The 15,004-nt window shown below is 62.1% G+C and carries 14 protein-coding genes and 1 tRNA gene; 6 read left to right on the forward strand and 9 right to left on the reverse strand.

Annotated features, from left to right (window positions below; genetic code table 11):
* Positions 1-9: 9 nt before the first annotated feature.
* A complete protein-coding gene (gene thyX, locus DXY16_RS04765; RefSeq protein ID WP_115119990.1) occupies positions 10-735 on the reverse strand; it encodes an FAD-dependent thymidylate synthase in 726 nt (241 codons plus the stop codon).
* 50 nt (positions 736-785) lie between these two features.
* Positions 786-1,346 carry a thioredoxin domain-containing protein gene (locus DXY16_RS04770; RefSeq protein ID WP_115119992.1) on the reverse strand — a complete coding sequence of 187 codons (561 nt, stop codon included), beginning with the start codon at positions 1,344-1,346 and terminating at the stop codon, positions 786-788.
* Between the two features lie 79 nt (positions 1,347-1,425).
* Between DXY16_RS04770 and DXY16_RS04775 the strand changes: the two genes are divergently transcribed.
* Positions 1,426-1,929 carry a hypothetical protein gene (locus tag DXY16_RS04775; protein ID WP_115119994.1) on the forward strand — a complete coding sequence of 168 codons (504 nt, stop codon included), beginning with the start codon at positions 1,426-1,428 and terminating at the stop codon, positions 1,927-1,929.
* A 22-nt stretch (positions 1,930-1,951) separates the two neighbouring features.
* Here DXY16_RS04775 and DXY16_RS04780 read toward each other — a convergent pair whose 3' ends face one another.
* Entirely contained in the window at positions 1,952-4,021 is a 2,070-nt protein-coding gene (locus tag DXY16_RS04780; protein WP_371410865.1) for a transglycosylase SLT domain-containing protein, read from the reverse strand.
* A gap of 38 nt (positions 4,022-4,059) precedes the next feature.
* Between DXY16_RS04780 and DXY16_RS04785 the strand changes: the two genes are divergently transcribed.
* A complete protein-coding gene (locus tag DXY16_RS04785; protein ID WP_244281549.1) occupies positions 4,060-4,275 on the forward strand; it encodes a hypothetical protein in 216 nt (71 codons plus the stop codon).
* Between the two features lie 46 nt (positions 4,276-4,321).
* Positions 4,322-5,722, forward strand: a complete 1,401-nt coding sequence (gene glmM, locus DXY16_RS04790) for a phosphoglucosamine mutase (protein WP_115119999.1) — start codon at positions 4,322-4,324, stop codon at positions 5,720-5,722.
* Here the strand turns inward: glmM and DXY16_RS04795 are convergent.
* The 4 genes from DXY16_RS04795 to DXY16_RS04810 are packed head-to-tail and all read right to left on the reverse strand — an operon-like array spanning position 5,709 to position 10,020.
* The gene (locus DXY16_RS04795) at positions 5,709-6,677 is read right to left on the reverse strand and encodes a BadF/BadG/BcrA/BcrD ATPase family protein (protein ID WP_115120001.1); all 969 of its coding nucleotides are present in this window, start codon (positions 6,675-6,677) and stop codon (positions 5,709-5,711) included. The genes glmM and DXY16_RS04795 overlap by 14 nt on opposite strands.
* Positions 6,671-8,008 carry an IctB family putative bicarbonate transporter gene (locus DXY16_RS04800; RefSeq protein WP_115120002.1) on the reverse strand — a complete coding sequence of 446 codons (1,338 nt, stop codon included), beginning with the start codon at positions 8,006-8,008 and terminating at the stop codon, positions 6,671-6,673. The genes DXY16_RS04795 and DXY16_RS04800 overlap by 7 nt, the downstream gene beginning before the upstream one ends.
* Before the next feature lie 12 nt (positions 8,009-8,020).
* Complete coding sequence (gene trmB / locus DXY16_RS04805; protein WP_115120004.1) at positions 8,021-8,728, reverse strand: tRNA (guanosine(46)-N7)-methyltransferase TrmB; 708 nt, start codon at positions 8,726-8,728, stop codon at positions 8,021-8,023.
* A 2-nt stretch (positions 8,729-8,730) separates the two neighbouring features.
* On the reverse strand, positions 8,731-10,020 hold the full coding sequence (locus DXY16_RS04810) for an FIST N-terminal domain-containing protein (protein WP_115120006.1): 1,290 nt from the start codon (positions 10,018-10,020) through the stop codon (positions 8,731-8,733).
* A gap of 69 nt (positions 10,021-10,089) precedes the next feature.
* On the opposite strand from DXY16_RS04810, the gene DXY16_RS04815 reads away from it, so the two are divergent.
* Both DXY16_RS04815 and DXY16_RS04820 read left to right on the forward strand, forming a co-directional pair.
* Complete coding sequence (locus DXY16_RS04815; RefSeq protein ID WP_115015856.1) at positions 10,090-10,701, forward strand: DUF3177 family protein; 612 nt, start codon at positions 10,090-10,092, stop codon at positions 10,699-10,701.
* Positions 10,702-10,705: 4 nt separating this feature from the next.
* Positions 10,706-11,014, forward strand: coding sequence for a hypothetical protein (locus DXY16_RS04820; RefSeq protein ID WP_244281550.1), 309 nt, complete (start codon positions 10,706-10,708; stop codon positions 11,012-11,014).
* A gap of 1 nt (position 11,015) precedes the next feature.
* Here DXY16_RS04820 and ileS read toward each other — a convergent pair whose 3' ends face one another.
* Complete coding sequence (gene ileS, locus DXY16_RS04825) at positions 11,016-13,922, reverse strand: isoleucine--tRNA ligase (RefSeq protein ID WP_115120010.1); 2,907 nt, start codon at positions 13,920-13,922, stop codon at positions 11,016-11,018.
* A 25-nt stretch (positions 13,923-13,947) separates the two neighbouring features.
* Positions 13,948-14,865 (reverse strand): hypothetical protein, encoded by a 918-nt coding sequence (locus DXY16_RS15365; RefSeq protein ID WP_371410866.1) that lies wholly within the window; start codon positions 14,863-14,865, stop codon positions 13,948-13,950.
* A gap of 29 nt (positions 14,866-14,894) precedes the next feature.
* Here DXY16_RS15365 and DXY16_RS04835 point away from each other — a divergent pair.
* Positions 14,895-14,976: transfer RNA gene (locus tag DXY16_RS04835), tRNA-Leu, on the forward strand.
* The last annotated feature ends 28 nt before the right edge of the window (positions 14,977-15,004 follow it).

Consider the following 15,004-nt stretch of genomic DNA (forward strand, 5'->3'; position numbering starts at 1 on the left):
CTCTCCCCTTCAGGGAGCCAGTCTGGCCTTGTGTAATCGGGTTTTTTCGTACCAGGCCGCGAACTCCGGAGCCCATTGCTGCAAGTGCGGCCACATCAGATCGCACAACTCACGGATTTCTTGCTGGGCATCGAGCTTGGCTCTTAGATCCATGAAGTGAAGGAAAGCACGAAGACTGAAGCTCACAACAAAGTGCTGGCGGTAGTCGAAGGGAAGGATTCCACGGGCATGCTCCTCGGCAAATCCGCCCTGCAGCAGGTCGCGATAGCGCTCAGCTCCCTGGCGACAGAGTTGGAGGTCCTGTGCTCGTTGCTCCTCGCTGTAGGCATATTTCTTGCCTTGCCGATCGCTGTAGGTGCCTAAGGGGCGTAGGTAGAACACTTCCTCGAGGTCCAGTTCACCGTTGGCTGCACGGCAGATTCGATCGCCGGTGTAGCGCATGGATTGAACGTCGAAACTCACGCCTACCCGGTGGGTGCGGGCCTGCTGCATCACTGAATGGGGAAACCAGCCCACGTTCAGCACGATCTGGGCATGTTCGAGTGGGCCGTAATGGCCACGTTCCCCAGCGAGGAGCCGTTTCACACAAACTTCGCCAGCACGGCGTTCATCCGGCCACTGGTCTCGATCCCCGGCCACGAAGCCTTCGCTGTAGTCCTGATGCATGCCGGCATACACACACTGCTGAGGGTTGGGTGTGGCGGCGATCAAGTCGACCCGGAAGCGAGGATCCATGGCGGATGGGAATGAAATGAACGGGTCTTGGCCGATCATGGCCGTTTCTTTCAGCCGTGGCTGCGAGGCCCGGCACTGCCGGATGTGGCTGTAGCAATTGAATCGACAGGTTCTAGAGCGCTAATGCTGCCGATCCCTGAGAACTGCGGTAGGGGTGTTGCTTCGATCAGTGCTGTGCTGAGGGCTTCAAGTTCGGCGGGTGTGCGCACACCAAGCGATCTGCCGCGGAGCTCCCCATCGGCGTCGAACAGATTCAACTGAGGAATGCCGTTGACCTCATAGCGGTCAATCAAGTCTTGCCATTGGGGGTTGTCGATATTGATCAGCACCACATCCATCCGTCCGCTGGTGCGTCGTTCGGTGTCCAGCATCGCTGGTGCCATCTCCCGGCAGGCCTCGCACCAGTCGGCATAAAACTCGAGCATGGTTGGAGCTTGATTGCTCAGAGCCACTTCCGGCGAAAGTGATCGCCGCGCGAGTTGATCCATCGGTGATTCCGCCGACATGCCATTGCGCAGCAAAAAGAGCACCACCGCCAACACCACAGCGCTGATGACAAGCAGGATCTTTTGCAGTGCGCTCAGGCTCGCGGACGCGGACTGACCGGTCATGCCGAACTTCAGAGACGGACTTCACTCTGGCAGGCTCTCGTGAACGGCGTTGCTAGCGTTTGATCAAGCGCGACTGCCGATGCCGCTGCTGAGATTTTTGCTGCTGCCTTTTCGTGCGCCATTGGTGCTCCTCCTGTTCGGGGTAGCGACGGTGATGGGCCACCACTGGACCGTGTTCCAGCAGGAGCTGATTCAAGGGGAAGGCCTGGATCCTCAGATCTATTGGACGGTGGAGGTGGTCCAGTCTCTGGTGGTGGTGATCATTTGCACCATGCCGGATTTGCTGCTTCGTCAAATCTCGATGCTGATGGCCTCTAGCAGGGTTTTCAGCCTCGTGGTCACCTTGCTCTTGGTGATTACAGGTGGTTTGTATGTCTTGCAGCTGAAGTTGCTGGCTGATGTGCTGATTCTTGCCTCAGCTGTGCTTTTGGCTCGTTTGGATCTCACCCGAATCAGGGTGGTGCCGCCGCCTGTCGTGATGGCGTTCTGGATGGCGATGATTGTGCTGGCTGGGATCTGGCTGGGCCATTCCTTGCCGAGCCCGCTTTGGCCACTGGCGGCTTCAGCGTCGATCAGTTTCTGAATCTGAAACAGATCCCCCCAGGTCAATCGTTTGCGCTGTCAGCGTGTCGCGGCGCGCAGGGGGCCTGGTTGCTCTGCAGGTAGGCCCAGAGGTTGCCCAGCACTTTTTTGGTGTAGATCCTCGTTTCCGGGTAGGGGATTCGTTCACTCCAGAGTTCCGGGTCCTGCTCTAGTTCGTCGCTGCGCCAACCTCCGGCGGCGCCTGGACCGGCGTTGTAGCTCGCCACCGTGAGCCAGGGGTTGCCTTGCCACTGGTCCAACAGTTGGCCTAAGTAGCGGGCTCCGAGTCTGGAGTTGGCCTTCGGATCCTTCAGCTCCTTGTCATTGAGCTTGCGTCCGGCCAATTCGGTTGCTGTGGATGGCATCAGTTGCATTAACCCTTGGGCCCCCACAACCGAACGCACCCCGGGTGAATAGCGGGATTCTTGTTTGGCGATCGCTCGCAGCAGGGCTTCGTGCACGTTCTCTTCGTGCGCAGCCGCCGCAAAGACAGCGGCGAACGGACGCGGATGTTGGAGATGATGCAGGGTCCAGCGCGTGTTGCAGCTTTCACCCACGAGACGAAGGCTCGTGCGCCAAAGAGTGTCGAGCCCACCCCAGTGGTCTCCGACAGCGAGACGTAGGCGTCCTGTCGTGATCATCTCGGTGTGATCGGGTGCAGGGCTGAGTGATGTGGGATCCAGGCGGCTGGCATGACGGCTGCGCCAGCTTTCCCATGCCTCCTTCATCATGCCCAGTCGCCATAGGTTGTTGACTAAGGCGTCGTCGCTCTTGAGAGGGCGCCATTTCAAGCTCGGAGGGCTTGTGTCCCGATCACCAGAGTTCAACTTGACCTCCGCTGGTTGATTCAGGCCGGGAAGCGTGTCTTGCCCAAGCCGGGCTGAGGCTCGCCACGTGTAGTACCCCGGAGGATGCTGTTTCAGCAGCGTTTGCCATTGGCGTTTGGCCTCCGCAGCACGCCCTTGCTTGGCAAGGCTGAGCCCGAGCCAAAAGCGCTGCCGTGCTGCAAGCGGTTCCGGCAGCACGGTGGTGGCCAGTGCCTGCAGCCAGCCTTCTGCCTGCTGCCAACGACCAGCCAAGAGTTCCGCTCGTGCCAGGTCCCACTGCAGCTGCCAACTGGCTGGATGCTTCGGCCATCGTTGGAAGACAGAGGCAGCCTTGCGCTTCCCCAGGCGCACCTCAGCTGTTGCGATATCGGCGGACTGATCGCGCAACGATTGCGGCAGTTGGGCTAGCAGTGTTGCCTCCGGGTACAAGGGCTCGCTCAGGAGGCGTGCCGCCTCGAGGCCAGTGGCACCAACAGGATTGGCACTGCTATGGGTCAATGCCACCAGTAAGCGTTCCCCCTTGGACCGCTGTTCTTGAGTGCCCTGCAGCAAGGCTCGGCCGATGCTCAGGGCAGTGGCGGGTTGAGGGGGCGCTCCCTGCAGGCAGTCGAGGCTTGCCTGTCCATCCCCGAGGGTCGCCAGGGCCCTGGCCAGTAACTGACGCTCGTCGTTGCTGGGGGCTGCGGCAGTGGTGCTCAGGAGGCAGGCCTCACGGATGACCCCCCCGGCGCCATGGTGGCCTGGGCCCCAGCGCGCTAGATGCAGCGCCTGCTTGGTTTCCACAGCACGTTCAAGGCTGGCGGGATGGGCTGGATGCTGCTTCAGCAGGTGTTGTGTGAGGTCAGGGTTTGTCCTGGAGAGGTGATAGGCAGCATCCGCACTGAGCGGGCTGTCAGGGAAGAGCAGCACCAGTGCCTGCCAGCGAGACTTGGCGCGATCAAGGTCGCCTAGTTGGCTTGCCGTACTGGCTTGTTGTTGCAGGACAGCAGCGGCAATCGGTGCCGATCCCCAGGCCTGTCCCTGCAGTAACCGTTGCCGGCGCCTTTGAGAGTCTTGATCGGCGGTCGCTAGCAGCAAGGCGGCTTCGCGCCGTTGGCCGGGATCCCATGACCATCGGTAGTTCTTCCACAGCACTGCCTCGCTGGCGGCAGGGGTGAGCACGGTGTGCTGGTGTCGCAGCAGCTGCTGACCGGCCAGGATCAGCCCCACGCTGCCGATCACTGTGCCGCCGAGTAGCAGCAGGCCGCGGGAAGTACGCTCAGTCAAGCCGCCGGCGCGAACTGCTGGCATTCTGTTGCTGAGGCATGACCTCTGGCATGGCGAGGGTGAAGCGAGAGTCGCATCCGGGACAGTTCCAGCGCCAACGCAGTGCACTGGCGTGGTTGCTCTTGCTTTTGATTTGGGGGGGGCGATGGATGTGGCCTCTGCTGTGGCTACCCGGCTGGGTGGTGGTGCTCATCGCTGTCTGGGCAGTGCTGGAGCTGGCGGGATTGCTGCTGGCCGCGAAGCGCTGGCGGTGAGACGCCTGGAAGCGGATTAACCTCCAGCTCTCTCAACTGCGACCTGATGGCCGATCACGCCACTCCGCCCCTGGGGATGCCCCACCATCCCTCCCAGGCGGCCTTCGGCACTGATGGTCTGCGTGGACGGGTGGGTTCTGCGATCACGCCCGCTTTGGCGCTTCAGGTGGGCTATTGGTGCGGCCGCGTGTTCCCGCGGCAGGGTCCGGTGTTGATTGGCATGGATTCACGCTGCAGTGGCGCCATGGTGGTGTCGGCGCTCACAGCCGGTCTCACCGCTGCGGGGCGTGAGGTTTGGACCTTGGGACTGTGCGCTACCCCGGCGGTGCCTCACTTGATCCGTCGATGCGGTGCCGCCGGTGGCTTGATGGTGTCTGCCAGCCATAACCCGCCACATGACAATGGCATCAAGGTGTTTGGTGCGGATGGCAACAAGGTGCGCCCTGAGTTGCAGCAGGCGATTGAGTCAGGACTGCGCGGTGCGTCAGCCACCTCCGCTCCAGCCGAGGTGGAGCCGGCCTGTGCACCCGCCCACCACCGGCCGGAACTGCTACAGCATTACCGGGATGGTTTGTTGGCCAGCGTGCCTGGGCAGGGACTCAAGGGGGTGAAGCTGGTGCTGGATCTCTGTTGGGGATCGGCCACGGCCCTCGGTGCGGAGGTGTTTCAGGCTCTTGGTGCCGATCTCGCGGTGCTGCACGGAGAACCGGATGGCACCCGCATCAATGTCGGTTGCGGGTCAACCCATCTCGAGCCATTGCGGGAGGCGGTGATGACCAGTGGTGCCGCCATGGGCTTTGCCTTTGATGGCGATGCCGACCGCATGTTGGCTGTGGATGGTCAGGGTCGCGTGGTTGATGGAGACCACGTGCTCTATCTCTGGGGATCGGCACTGCAGGATCAGGGGGCTCTTCCTGATCAGCTTCTCGTGGCCACAGTGATGTCAAACCTTGGCTTCGAACGGGCCTGGCAGGCGCGAGGCGGTGTCCTCCAACGCACTGCTGTGGGCGATCAGCACGTGCATGCGGCGATGGTGAGCTCTGGCGCCGCCCTTGGCGGTGAGCAATCGGGTCACATCCTCTCTTCGGCCCATGGTCTGGCAGGCGATGGGGTGCTCACCGCTCTGCAGATCGCCAACCTCTGCCAGCAGCGGGAGCTCAGCCTGGCCGAGTTATTGGATCAAAGTTTCCAGCCTTATCCGCAAAAGTTGGTGAACGTGCGGGTGCCTGATCTGAGCCGTCGCAAACATTGGGATCGCTGTGAGCCCTTGCATGCGCTCGTGCGTGAAGCAGAGGAAGCGATGGCTGATCAGGGGCGAGTTTTGGTGCGGGCCAGCGGCACTGAACCCCTGTTGAGAGTGATGGTTGAGGCGGCAGAGCAAGCCAGTGTGGACCTCTGGACTGAGCGTCTCGCCGTTGCTGCTGATCAGCATCTCAATGCGGCCTGAGTAGCCCTAGGGCCAGGCTCAGAGCACCGTCGCAGGCATCGCCGTCGCTCCTGGCCCATTGCCAGTGGGGCAGCTTGGCCGTGAGGTGTTGCTCCACCAGGTTGCGGAGCAAATGAAGATGAGTAATCGCGCCTCCCTGGGCACTGATCGATGCCGAGGGAAGGTCTAGAGCTTTGGCGACCGCCGCCACCGCTTCTGCCAACGCCATGGCCGAGTGATCGAGTACTTGCAGGGCTTGTGTGTCGCCAGCCTGGGCCTCCGCTTCCACCAGCGGGGCTAAGCGGGCTATGGCAGCCACGCCCATCTCCTGGCCTGCTGCCAGTGTTTTGATCGCTTCGGGGCTGCTGCACCCCAGAGCTGTCCAGAGTTGGTCCAGTAATCGGGTCTTGGGTAAACGACCATCGGCCATGCGCAGGCTCAGCTGTAGGCCCTGATGGCCGATGTCATAGGCCGATCCGGCGCCGTCGAGCCGCCAGCCCCAGCCTCCGCTGCGGTGTTCTCGCCCCTCGGCATTGCGGCCAAGGCAAATCATGCCGGTGCCGCTGATCAGCACAATCCCTGCTGAACGGGGAAAGGCGGCATGCAGGGCCGTGCGTTCGTCGCCGTTCACAAGGGCCATGGCCGGGTCGAGTTGGAGGGCTTGGCAGAGCAACGCATGCCCGCGTTGTTGCAGGGCCGTGCCCTGTTCGATGCCGCTGGCGCCAACGACGGCTGCCTTGATCGGGGTGGTTTGGGGCAGGGCGGCTTCTGTGAGAGCAGCGTTCAGGCTGGAGCGAATCGCGGCTTGAAAGGCGGCTTCGCCACCGTCGGCAGCGAGGTGGCAGACCCCACTCCCCTCGCCTTCGCCAACGATTGTTCCAGCACCTGCATCGGCCCCTGGTTCAGGGTTGCAGAGCCAGCGTTGTAGGCGGCAGCGGGTGTGGGTTTGACCGGCATCGAATCCGGCGATCAGCATGGTTGTTCCCTTGCGTCGATGAGGGTTGTTTCGTTAGCGGTTGTGACGGGTTGGGCCAGGGTGGCGAGGCAGAACAAGCCAACGATCTGCACTTCCGGCCGAAAGAAGATCGTGTCTGTGGCGCCTTGCACCACCAAGCCAGCGATGGCGGCAAGGCTCGCCAGCCGTGGCAAGTTGAGCAGCCCTTCACCTCCGAGCCCGATGAGGCCGCGGCGCAGACTGCTCACAAGTAAACCAAGGCTGGCGATGAGGCCTGGAATTCCTGTTTCCACAAGGATCTCGAGAGGTACTGAGTAGGCGCTGAGGGCATTGAATCGCGGCTGCTGATAGAGGGGGTAGATGCTGTTGAAGGCGTTATTGCCAGGGCCGATGCCCAGCCAGGGGCGGTCCTGAACCATTTCGATCGAGGCCATCCAGACGTTGATCCGGAAGTTGTTGGAGCTATCGCCACGACCTGCCAGCAGGCTGGCGACGCGGGTGCGAATTGGTTCCACTTGGGTTGCGGCTACGGCAGTTAGGGCGATTGCCAGCATGAGCAGGCCAAGAGGAAGGAGCCGCCGCCAGAGCGGCGGCCAGTGGCGGATCCCCCGCAGCAGCAGGAGCAGGAGCACAAGGCCGAGGGCCGCCACCATTCCCAGCCAGCCGCCGCGGCTGTAGCTGAACAGCGTCGCGCCCGTTCCCAGAATTAGGGAAGTGCCGGCGAACAGCCGTTGCCCCCAGGTGCGCCAACGCAGTAGGGCCACCAGGGCGATGGGCAGGATCGGCACCAGATAACCCGCCAGCAAATTGGGATTGCCGAGGGGGCCATAGATGCGAATCGTGCCTTCGGCAACGGAATTGGGGTCAGCCCAGCCGGCGAGTTCTTCGGTCGGTCCGTAAAGCTGACGTAGGGCCAGCACACTGCTGAGCAAACTGCCGCTGAGCAGCGCTGCCACGAGACGATCCCACCAAATCGGACGCGCCTGCAGGAGTTGGCGCATCAGGGCATAGACCCCGAGATAGCTGAGGAGCTTGATCAGGCCCTTTGCAGCTGCGATGGGCACAGGCGAAAACCCTGTGGTCAGAACGGCAATGGCCAGGTAGAGCAGCATCCAGCCGCTGATCGCACCAAGTCGACCGGGCGGGGTAATGAGGGCCCAGAGCAGCCACAGGGCACCACAGGCCATCACCACCAGGCTGAGACCCGTGCGGCTGATCACGGGCAAAGTGGCCAGCAGAGCCATCAGCACCAGGCAGGCGCTGGCCTGTAGGCGCTTCTGCTGGCCGCTCGAGCAGGGGAGCCATCCCTGCCAGCGCAGCAATAACGGAGGTGTGGCAACCGCATCAGCCATCAGCGTCAGCCATCACGGGGAGGGTGTGGTGTCCGCTGAATTATCAACCCGTTCCCAGGATTGTTCGAGTTCTGCAACGGATGGCATTGGCGTGTTGTTGCGGCGGTACAACACCCGGTACACCGGCAGCTGCTGCTCCAACACGTAACGCTCTCGCTCTGTTGGCACGGGTAGCGGATTAGCCCCTCGCCAGGGACGGGTGTCCTCCTTTGGGCGCGCAAAGCATCCACTCAGTTCGGTGAGAGCCACCATCGGCTTGATCACCTCGAGGACATCGCTCTGGATGAACAGTTCGCGGCCCTGCTGGAGTGCGGAGGCGATGGCGAGCAGCAGTGAGGGTTGCAGCACCCGCCTTTTCTGGTGCCGTTTCTTGAACCACGGGTCAGGGAATTGAATCGACACGCGCTGGAGACGATCGGCTGGTAGCCCTTCCATCCAGCCCTCCAGGCTCACGTTGGCGTTGCAGAAGAGGAAATGGAGGTTGTGCAGCTCCCTGGCCTCCCGATCGCGTTGGGCTGCATCCACAAGGGGCCTGCGGATTTCGACGCCAAGGTGATTCCAGTGTGGCTGGGTTTCCGCCAGGGCTAGCAAGAACTGGCCCCTGGCAGAGCCGATGTCCAGGTGGATGGGTCTGCTCGGATCGTCAAACAGCGCATCCGGCCCGGGCAGCTCCCGGGGCAGCTGGAAAAACCGGCTGAGGGGATTGACGTGCTGGCGCAAGATCAGGCAAAGGGTGGTGGATTAGCCTCTGAGGTTGCCAGGGGGGCGTGACGCAGGAGTCCCCAGCAGGCGGTGTATCCATGCAGGTGGGTGCTCCCGGCCAAAGGGCCAACTTCGCCGTTGCAGAAGGCACCCGCGATCGGTAGGTCTGCGATGACGGAACGGGCGATCCCAACATCCCCGTTTTTGCTACCAAAGAGGCCTTCCCCCCTCCCGAGGCAGGCGAACAGCAGGCCGAACAGTGGCTGTTGATCACAACGTTCTCTGGCCTCGCAGAGCAGCTGGCGGGCCTCTCTGCGGGAGGCTTCTGCTTCCCGTAGTTGAAACTGAACGTTCTGTCCGACCCGGATCCTTTCGGCAACCGCGACTGCTCCGTTTCGGGGATCGACGCCGATCAGGTTGCGCACCAGGAAGGCACTGCGTGGTTCTGGGGAAGTGCTGGCTCCCATCAGCAGAGCACCTCTTTCGATGCCCAGGAAGAGGGAGTCTTTCACCAGTTCGCGTTCCTCGTCATTGAGCTCGGCAAGAACCCGCTGCAGGCAGGCAACAGGCGTGTCGCGTTTCTGGTTATGACTGAGTTCGAGCAGCACGTTCCGTTCAGCTTGCTCGATTGAGAACACTGGGCCGATTGGTTTGCAGCCCTGCGCTACCGCCGGTTCCAGCGTCCAGTCCCCGCCAATGGCAATGCCAACGGCTCCACTCCTCACGGCCTGTCCCTGCAGAAGAGAGCCATGGGGTGCTGCATGAGGAGCGGCAATCCCTCCCAGGCAGGGAGCGGAGGGGAAGGCGTAGTCGAGGCCGCTCATCATGTCGTTGATGCTCGAGCTGCTCGGGTCGATCAGGATGACGAGCGACCGCAGCGCCGCAGGATCCAGTCCAAGCCATTGCTGCCACTGCTGATTGGATCCATCTAGATCGGGCAGGGTGTCGGTTGTGACCGCAAAGGGTTGAAGCACCGCCCCAGGCAGGTTGAGCAGGGTGACACTCAGGGCGGGTGTTTGTTCCAGTTCGCAGGCTTTGCCTTTGCTGTTGGTGCCGACGACACCGCCGCCGATGCAACCCAGCCAGTGCTCCGACTGCAGTCGCTCCTGAAGGAGTGGCTGCAGTCGGGGGAGATCACTAGCGAAATCACTGGAGACAAACACCATGGCCAGGTCTGCTTTGGCCGGTCCGAGAGCGGTGCTGACCTCCTTCACGGCTGCATCCAGGGAGGTCTGACTGGACAGCGCTGTGCGACATCGGGCCTGGGCCTGGCGTGGTCGCAACCAGTTGAACGGTGAGAACAGCCGCATGGCTGGACCTTACCAACCCTGCCTTTGCGGATGTGTGCGTCGATAATGGCGCCGACTTGAACCACTCCGGTGCCCGATCTTCCTTACCGCAGCCTGGTGTGGCTGACCTATCGTCTCGGAGCCACTTTCGCTTTGGGTCTGCCGCTTGTCCTGCTGATCTGGGCCGCGGTGCGCAGGGAGGCGGTGATCAATCGTTTGCTCGGCATCTATTGGAAGGTGGCCAGCTTGCTTGTCATCACCTTGCTGTTGCTGACGGATCAGCGCCCACTGGGTTACATCACAGCCTTGTTGGCCCCCGTGCTGATGACGATCAGCGTGTGGTTCTGGGTGGATCTGAATGAGGAGCTCGCTGATGGATCTCTGCGCAACCCACTCACCCTGACGGTGAGGCTCTGGCGGTGGGCCCTGAGTGGGTTTTCGGTGATCGCCACCGCGATGGCGATCAGCAGTCTCTCTTGTGTGACGGCACTCCAGGGCAGTGACTGCAAAGCCTGGCTTGAGGCCCCCCAAGGATTGCATCGGGTGCTGGAGAGAGTGTTTGATTTCCTGTTCGGTGGAGACTGGAACGAAGCCGTCGCAGCCTTCTTTGGCTACGTGATGCTGGTGGCCTATGTCGTGGGCCTGCTCCAGTGGTTGTTGGTCCGTCTGCCCAGACAGGGGCGCGTCGCAGGTGAGTTCTGATCCGTTGACGTCAGGCGAGCTCGTCATCTTGGAGAGCATCAGCCGTGAGCGCCCCGACCGTGTCGTGCGGCTCGCGGGTTATGTCCAATTGTCGGGAGGTGCAACAGAAGCGCTTGAACTCTTGCTGTTCCGTGGCTTCAGCAGTTGCATCACTCACCCCACAGCCTTTGATCCCGATCAGAGCGTGTTGCCTGATGGGGCCTGCATTGAGCAGGCCACGTTGCTTCTGGGGCCATTGAATCCGGATGCTGAGCAACCGCTGTTGGGCCCAATCCCCGTTCACCAGTTGCTCGACCCTGAGGCTTGGATCTGAGTTAACGACGCTCAAGCACGGCCACACAGCGACCACACAGCTCGGGGTGATCTGGGTGTTGCCCGATGTCGTTTTCGTAGTGCCAGCAGCGTTCACACTTCTGACCACGGGAACGGGCGACTTCGATCACGGCCAGCTCACTCTCCTCGCTCGCCAAAAGCTCGGCCCAGGGATCACCTCCCAGCTGTAGTTGGGAGACCAACAACCAATCGTGTAGCCCATCCACCTCCGGTTGCCCGTGCTCCTGCATCCAGTTCACTGCGTTTTGCAGTGCTGGGCTGCGCACATCGATCCGCACGGTGGCTTCGAGGGACGCGCCTAGTTCTCTCCTGGCGCGGCAGTCTTCGAGAACGCGGTTGACGGCGCTTCGTAGGTCTCGCAGCTGCTGCATCGGGGCCTGGAGGCTGTCGTCTCGCCAACTGTCTGGCACCGTGGGCCAACCGCGGCGGAACACGGAGTCTTCTTCCACCGGGTAGGGCAGGTTCTGCCAGATGTCTTCCGCCATGTGGCAGAGCACGGGGGCAATCGCCCCGGAGAGTCGTTCGATGATGAGAGCCATCACCGTTTGACAACTGCGGCGGCGTTTGTCGTTGGGGGCACTGACGTAAAGCCGGTCTTTGGCGATGTCGAGGTAGAAGTTGGAGAGGTCGCTGACGCAGTAGTTCTGCAGCAACTGGAAAAAGCGGAAGAATTCGAAATTCTCAAAGGCCTCTGAAATGCTGTCGAGCACGGTGGCGGTGCGCTGCAACATCCAGCGATCGAGCAACGGCAGTTCGTGAATCGGGATGGCATCCCGTGTCGGGTCGAAGTCGTGGAGGTTGCCGAGGAGGTAGCGGGCAGTGTTGCGCACCTTCCGGTAGACGTCGGCGAGCTGGCGCAGGATGCCGGCGCCGATCGGCACATCCGCTGAGTAGTCCACGGAGCTCACCCAAAGACGCAGCACATCGGCGCCATAGGGCGGCTCTTGTTTCTGGTTTTTGCCACCCTCGATGATCACCATCGGATCAACGACATTGCCGAGGGATTTGCTCATCTTGCGGCCCTTCTCGTCGAGAGCGAAGCCATGGGTGAGCACAGTGCGGTAGGGGGCATGGCCGTTGACCGCCACCGATGTGAGCAGGGAGCTCTGGAACCAGCCCCGGTGTTGGTCGGATCCCTCCAGGTAAAGGTCGGCGGGATAGCTCAGGCCCTCGCGCTGGCTGGCCACGGCGGCCCAACTGGAACCGGAGTCGAACCACACGTCCATGGTGTCGGTGCCTTTGCGCCACTGGTCTGCTTCCGCCTGATGGCTGGGTGGCAGAAGCTCGGCTTCGTCTTTCTCCCACCACACGTCGGCGCCGTGCTCGGCAATGAGAGCCTGAATGTGGCTGATGGAGTCGGCGTTCAACAGCACGTCGCCGCTGCTGCGGTGATAGAAGACTGGGATCGGTACACCCCACGTGCGTTGTCGGGAGATGCACCAGTCGCCCCGTTCAGCAACCATGGACTCGATCCTGTTGCGGCCGGAGCCCGGGAGCCACCTCACCTGATCGATCGCCTCAAGGGCATCGGCGCGGAACCCCTCCACGGAGGCAAACCACTGCTCGGTAGCACGGAAAATGGTGGGTTTCTTGGTACGCCAGTCGTAGGGGTAGCGGTGGGCATAGCTCTCGTGTTTGAGCAGTGCGCCCGATTCTTCCAGTGCTTCGAGGATGGCCGGGTTGGCATCTTTCAGGACGTTCAGGCCCGCGAAAGGACCGGCCTCGGCGGTGAGGGTGCCTGCTTCATCCACCGGACACAGCACGGGCAGCCCGTGCTTCCGGCCAGTGTTGAAGTCATCCACACCGTGGCCAGGGGCGGTGTGTACCAGCCCGGTTCCGGACTCCGTGGTGATGTATTCCCCTCCGACAACGATCGGACTTTCCCTCTCGAGCAGGGGGTGGCGGTAGCTGAGGCCTGCAAGATCGGCTCCCTTGACCACGGCTTTCTGGGTTAGCGAGGTCTCCAACTTGGAGGCCAAGCCCTCGCACAGCTCGGAGGCCACAATCAGCAAACGGCCATCTGCATCGGCCGCGAAGGCGTAATCCAGGCGCTCATTGATCGACACCGCCAGGTTGGCGGGAAGAGTCCAGGGGGTGGTGGTCCAGATCGCCACCTTCAGCGTCTGCCCGAGCTCGGGACCCTCGATCGGTAGCTCTAGGCCTTGCTCCTTGAGAGAGGTACGTAGTGCATCTGGCACGGAGACAGCTGGGAAGGCCACATACACGCTTGGGCTGGTATGACCATCGGGGTATTCCAGTTCGGCTTCGGCAAGGGCGGTGCGGGAGCTTGGACTCCAGTGCACCGGTTTCAGGCCTCGATAGATGTGGCCCTTGAGGGCCATGCTCCCGAAGACCTCGATTTGGGCGGCTTCATACTCCTTCTGGAGGGTGAGATAGGGGTGACTCCAGTCGGCCCAGATCCCCCACCGCTTGAAGCCCGCCATTTGGCTGTCCACCTGCTTGCGGGCATAGACCGCAGCTTTCTTGCGAAGCTTCACCGGTGTCAGCGCTTTGCGCTGCTCTTGGTCCATGGCCTGGAGCACCTTGAGTTCGATCGGCAGGCCGTGGCAGTCCCAGCCGGGCACGAAGCGCACGCGCTGACCCTTCATCACCCGATGTTTGTTGATGATGTCTTTGAGCACCTTGTTGAGGGCATGCCCCATGTGCAGGGCCCCGTTGGCGTAGGGCGGACCGTCGTGAAGAGTGAAGACCGGGCCTGGGTTCTCTTCGCCAAGGCGCTGGTCGATTCCTTGTTCGGTCCAGAAGCTTTGCAGCTGCGGTTCGCGCTGGATTGCGTTGGCACGCATCCCGAACCCTGTCTGGAGAAGGTTGAGGGTTTCCTTGTATGAGGGGCGCGCATCAGCGGCCGGGCGGCTCTCCTGGGACACAATGGCGCTGCAGCAATCGGGATTATCAGTCCTCGCCGGTGCTCATCGGGGTTTCGGCTTCCGGATCGTCGCCGGATGGCTTGGACAGGACCGTGCTCGAAGCCGTTGTGATGTCTGCATCGCTGGGTGGTTCCAGTGATGTTGCTGGTTTCGGTTCCGGCCGGACCCAACGTTTGCCTTTTCCCTTCACACGAGGGCTGCCGAAGCCTTTGCCTCTTTTTTCTGAGGGTGCGCTGTGCGTTGGCAAGGCCGATTCGGGGGATCTCCGCTTGGCAGCAACTGGTTCCGCTGTCACGGTGATCGTCTCAGCGTTGACGGCTGCTTCGGCTGCTTCGGCTGCTTCGGATGGCGCGTTTGTCTCTGCGGCTTCTAGGGGTTCAGGAGCACTGAGGGAGGCCACTGTGGTGTCGTTGTGGACCTCAGGCGCTGTGCTTTCGGCCTGGTCAGTACTGGATGGCTCAGGGGTGGTGTCCTCTGTTTCAGGACGGACCCAGCGTTTCCCCGTGCGGCTTGTTCCTTCAGGCTTTGCAGTGGTCGCTGGGGAGGGCTTGAGAGCGGTGAGTGCTGCTCCGGCGCTGTTGCCAAGGCTCACCATGGCCGCAAGCAGCTGCTGCACGCTTGTGATCCAGCGTTCGCGAGAACTGAGACGCTGTTTCTCCTCGCTGCTGAGCTGGTGCCAGCGAGCCTGGGCCACTTCACTGCCCAGTCGGCCGATGAGCAGAGTGCCGCAGACCACTGCAAGCATCGGCGACCCCCGCAGCAGATCGCTGCTGGTCACCAGCACCAGCCCCAGCAGCAGAACCACTGCCCCCCAGAGACCATCGCGCGGTCGGCTCAGTTCAGTTGCCAGCAGGGGCAGCAACAGCACTGCCATGCCCACCAGCAGGCAGAGATCTCCGGTGAGGTTGGCCAGCATCAGCAAGTGGGTGCGGGTTGGCTCCATTCTGGTTGGATGCCTAGAGTTCGGCCGCTGCCCACCTGGCGGAATTGGTAGACGCGCTGGTTTTAGGTACCAGTGGCTTCGGTCGTGGGGGTTCAAGTCCCCCGGTGGGCATTGCACTTTTCTTAGGGTCAAGTGCTTG

This window comes from Synechococcus sp. UW105, from assembly GCF_900473935.1.
Lineage (GTDB): Bacteria > Cyanobacteriota > Cyanobacteriia > PCC-6307 > Cyanobiaceae > Synechococcus_C.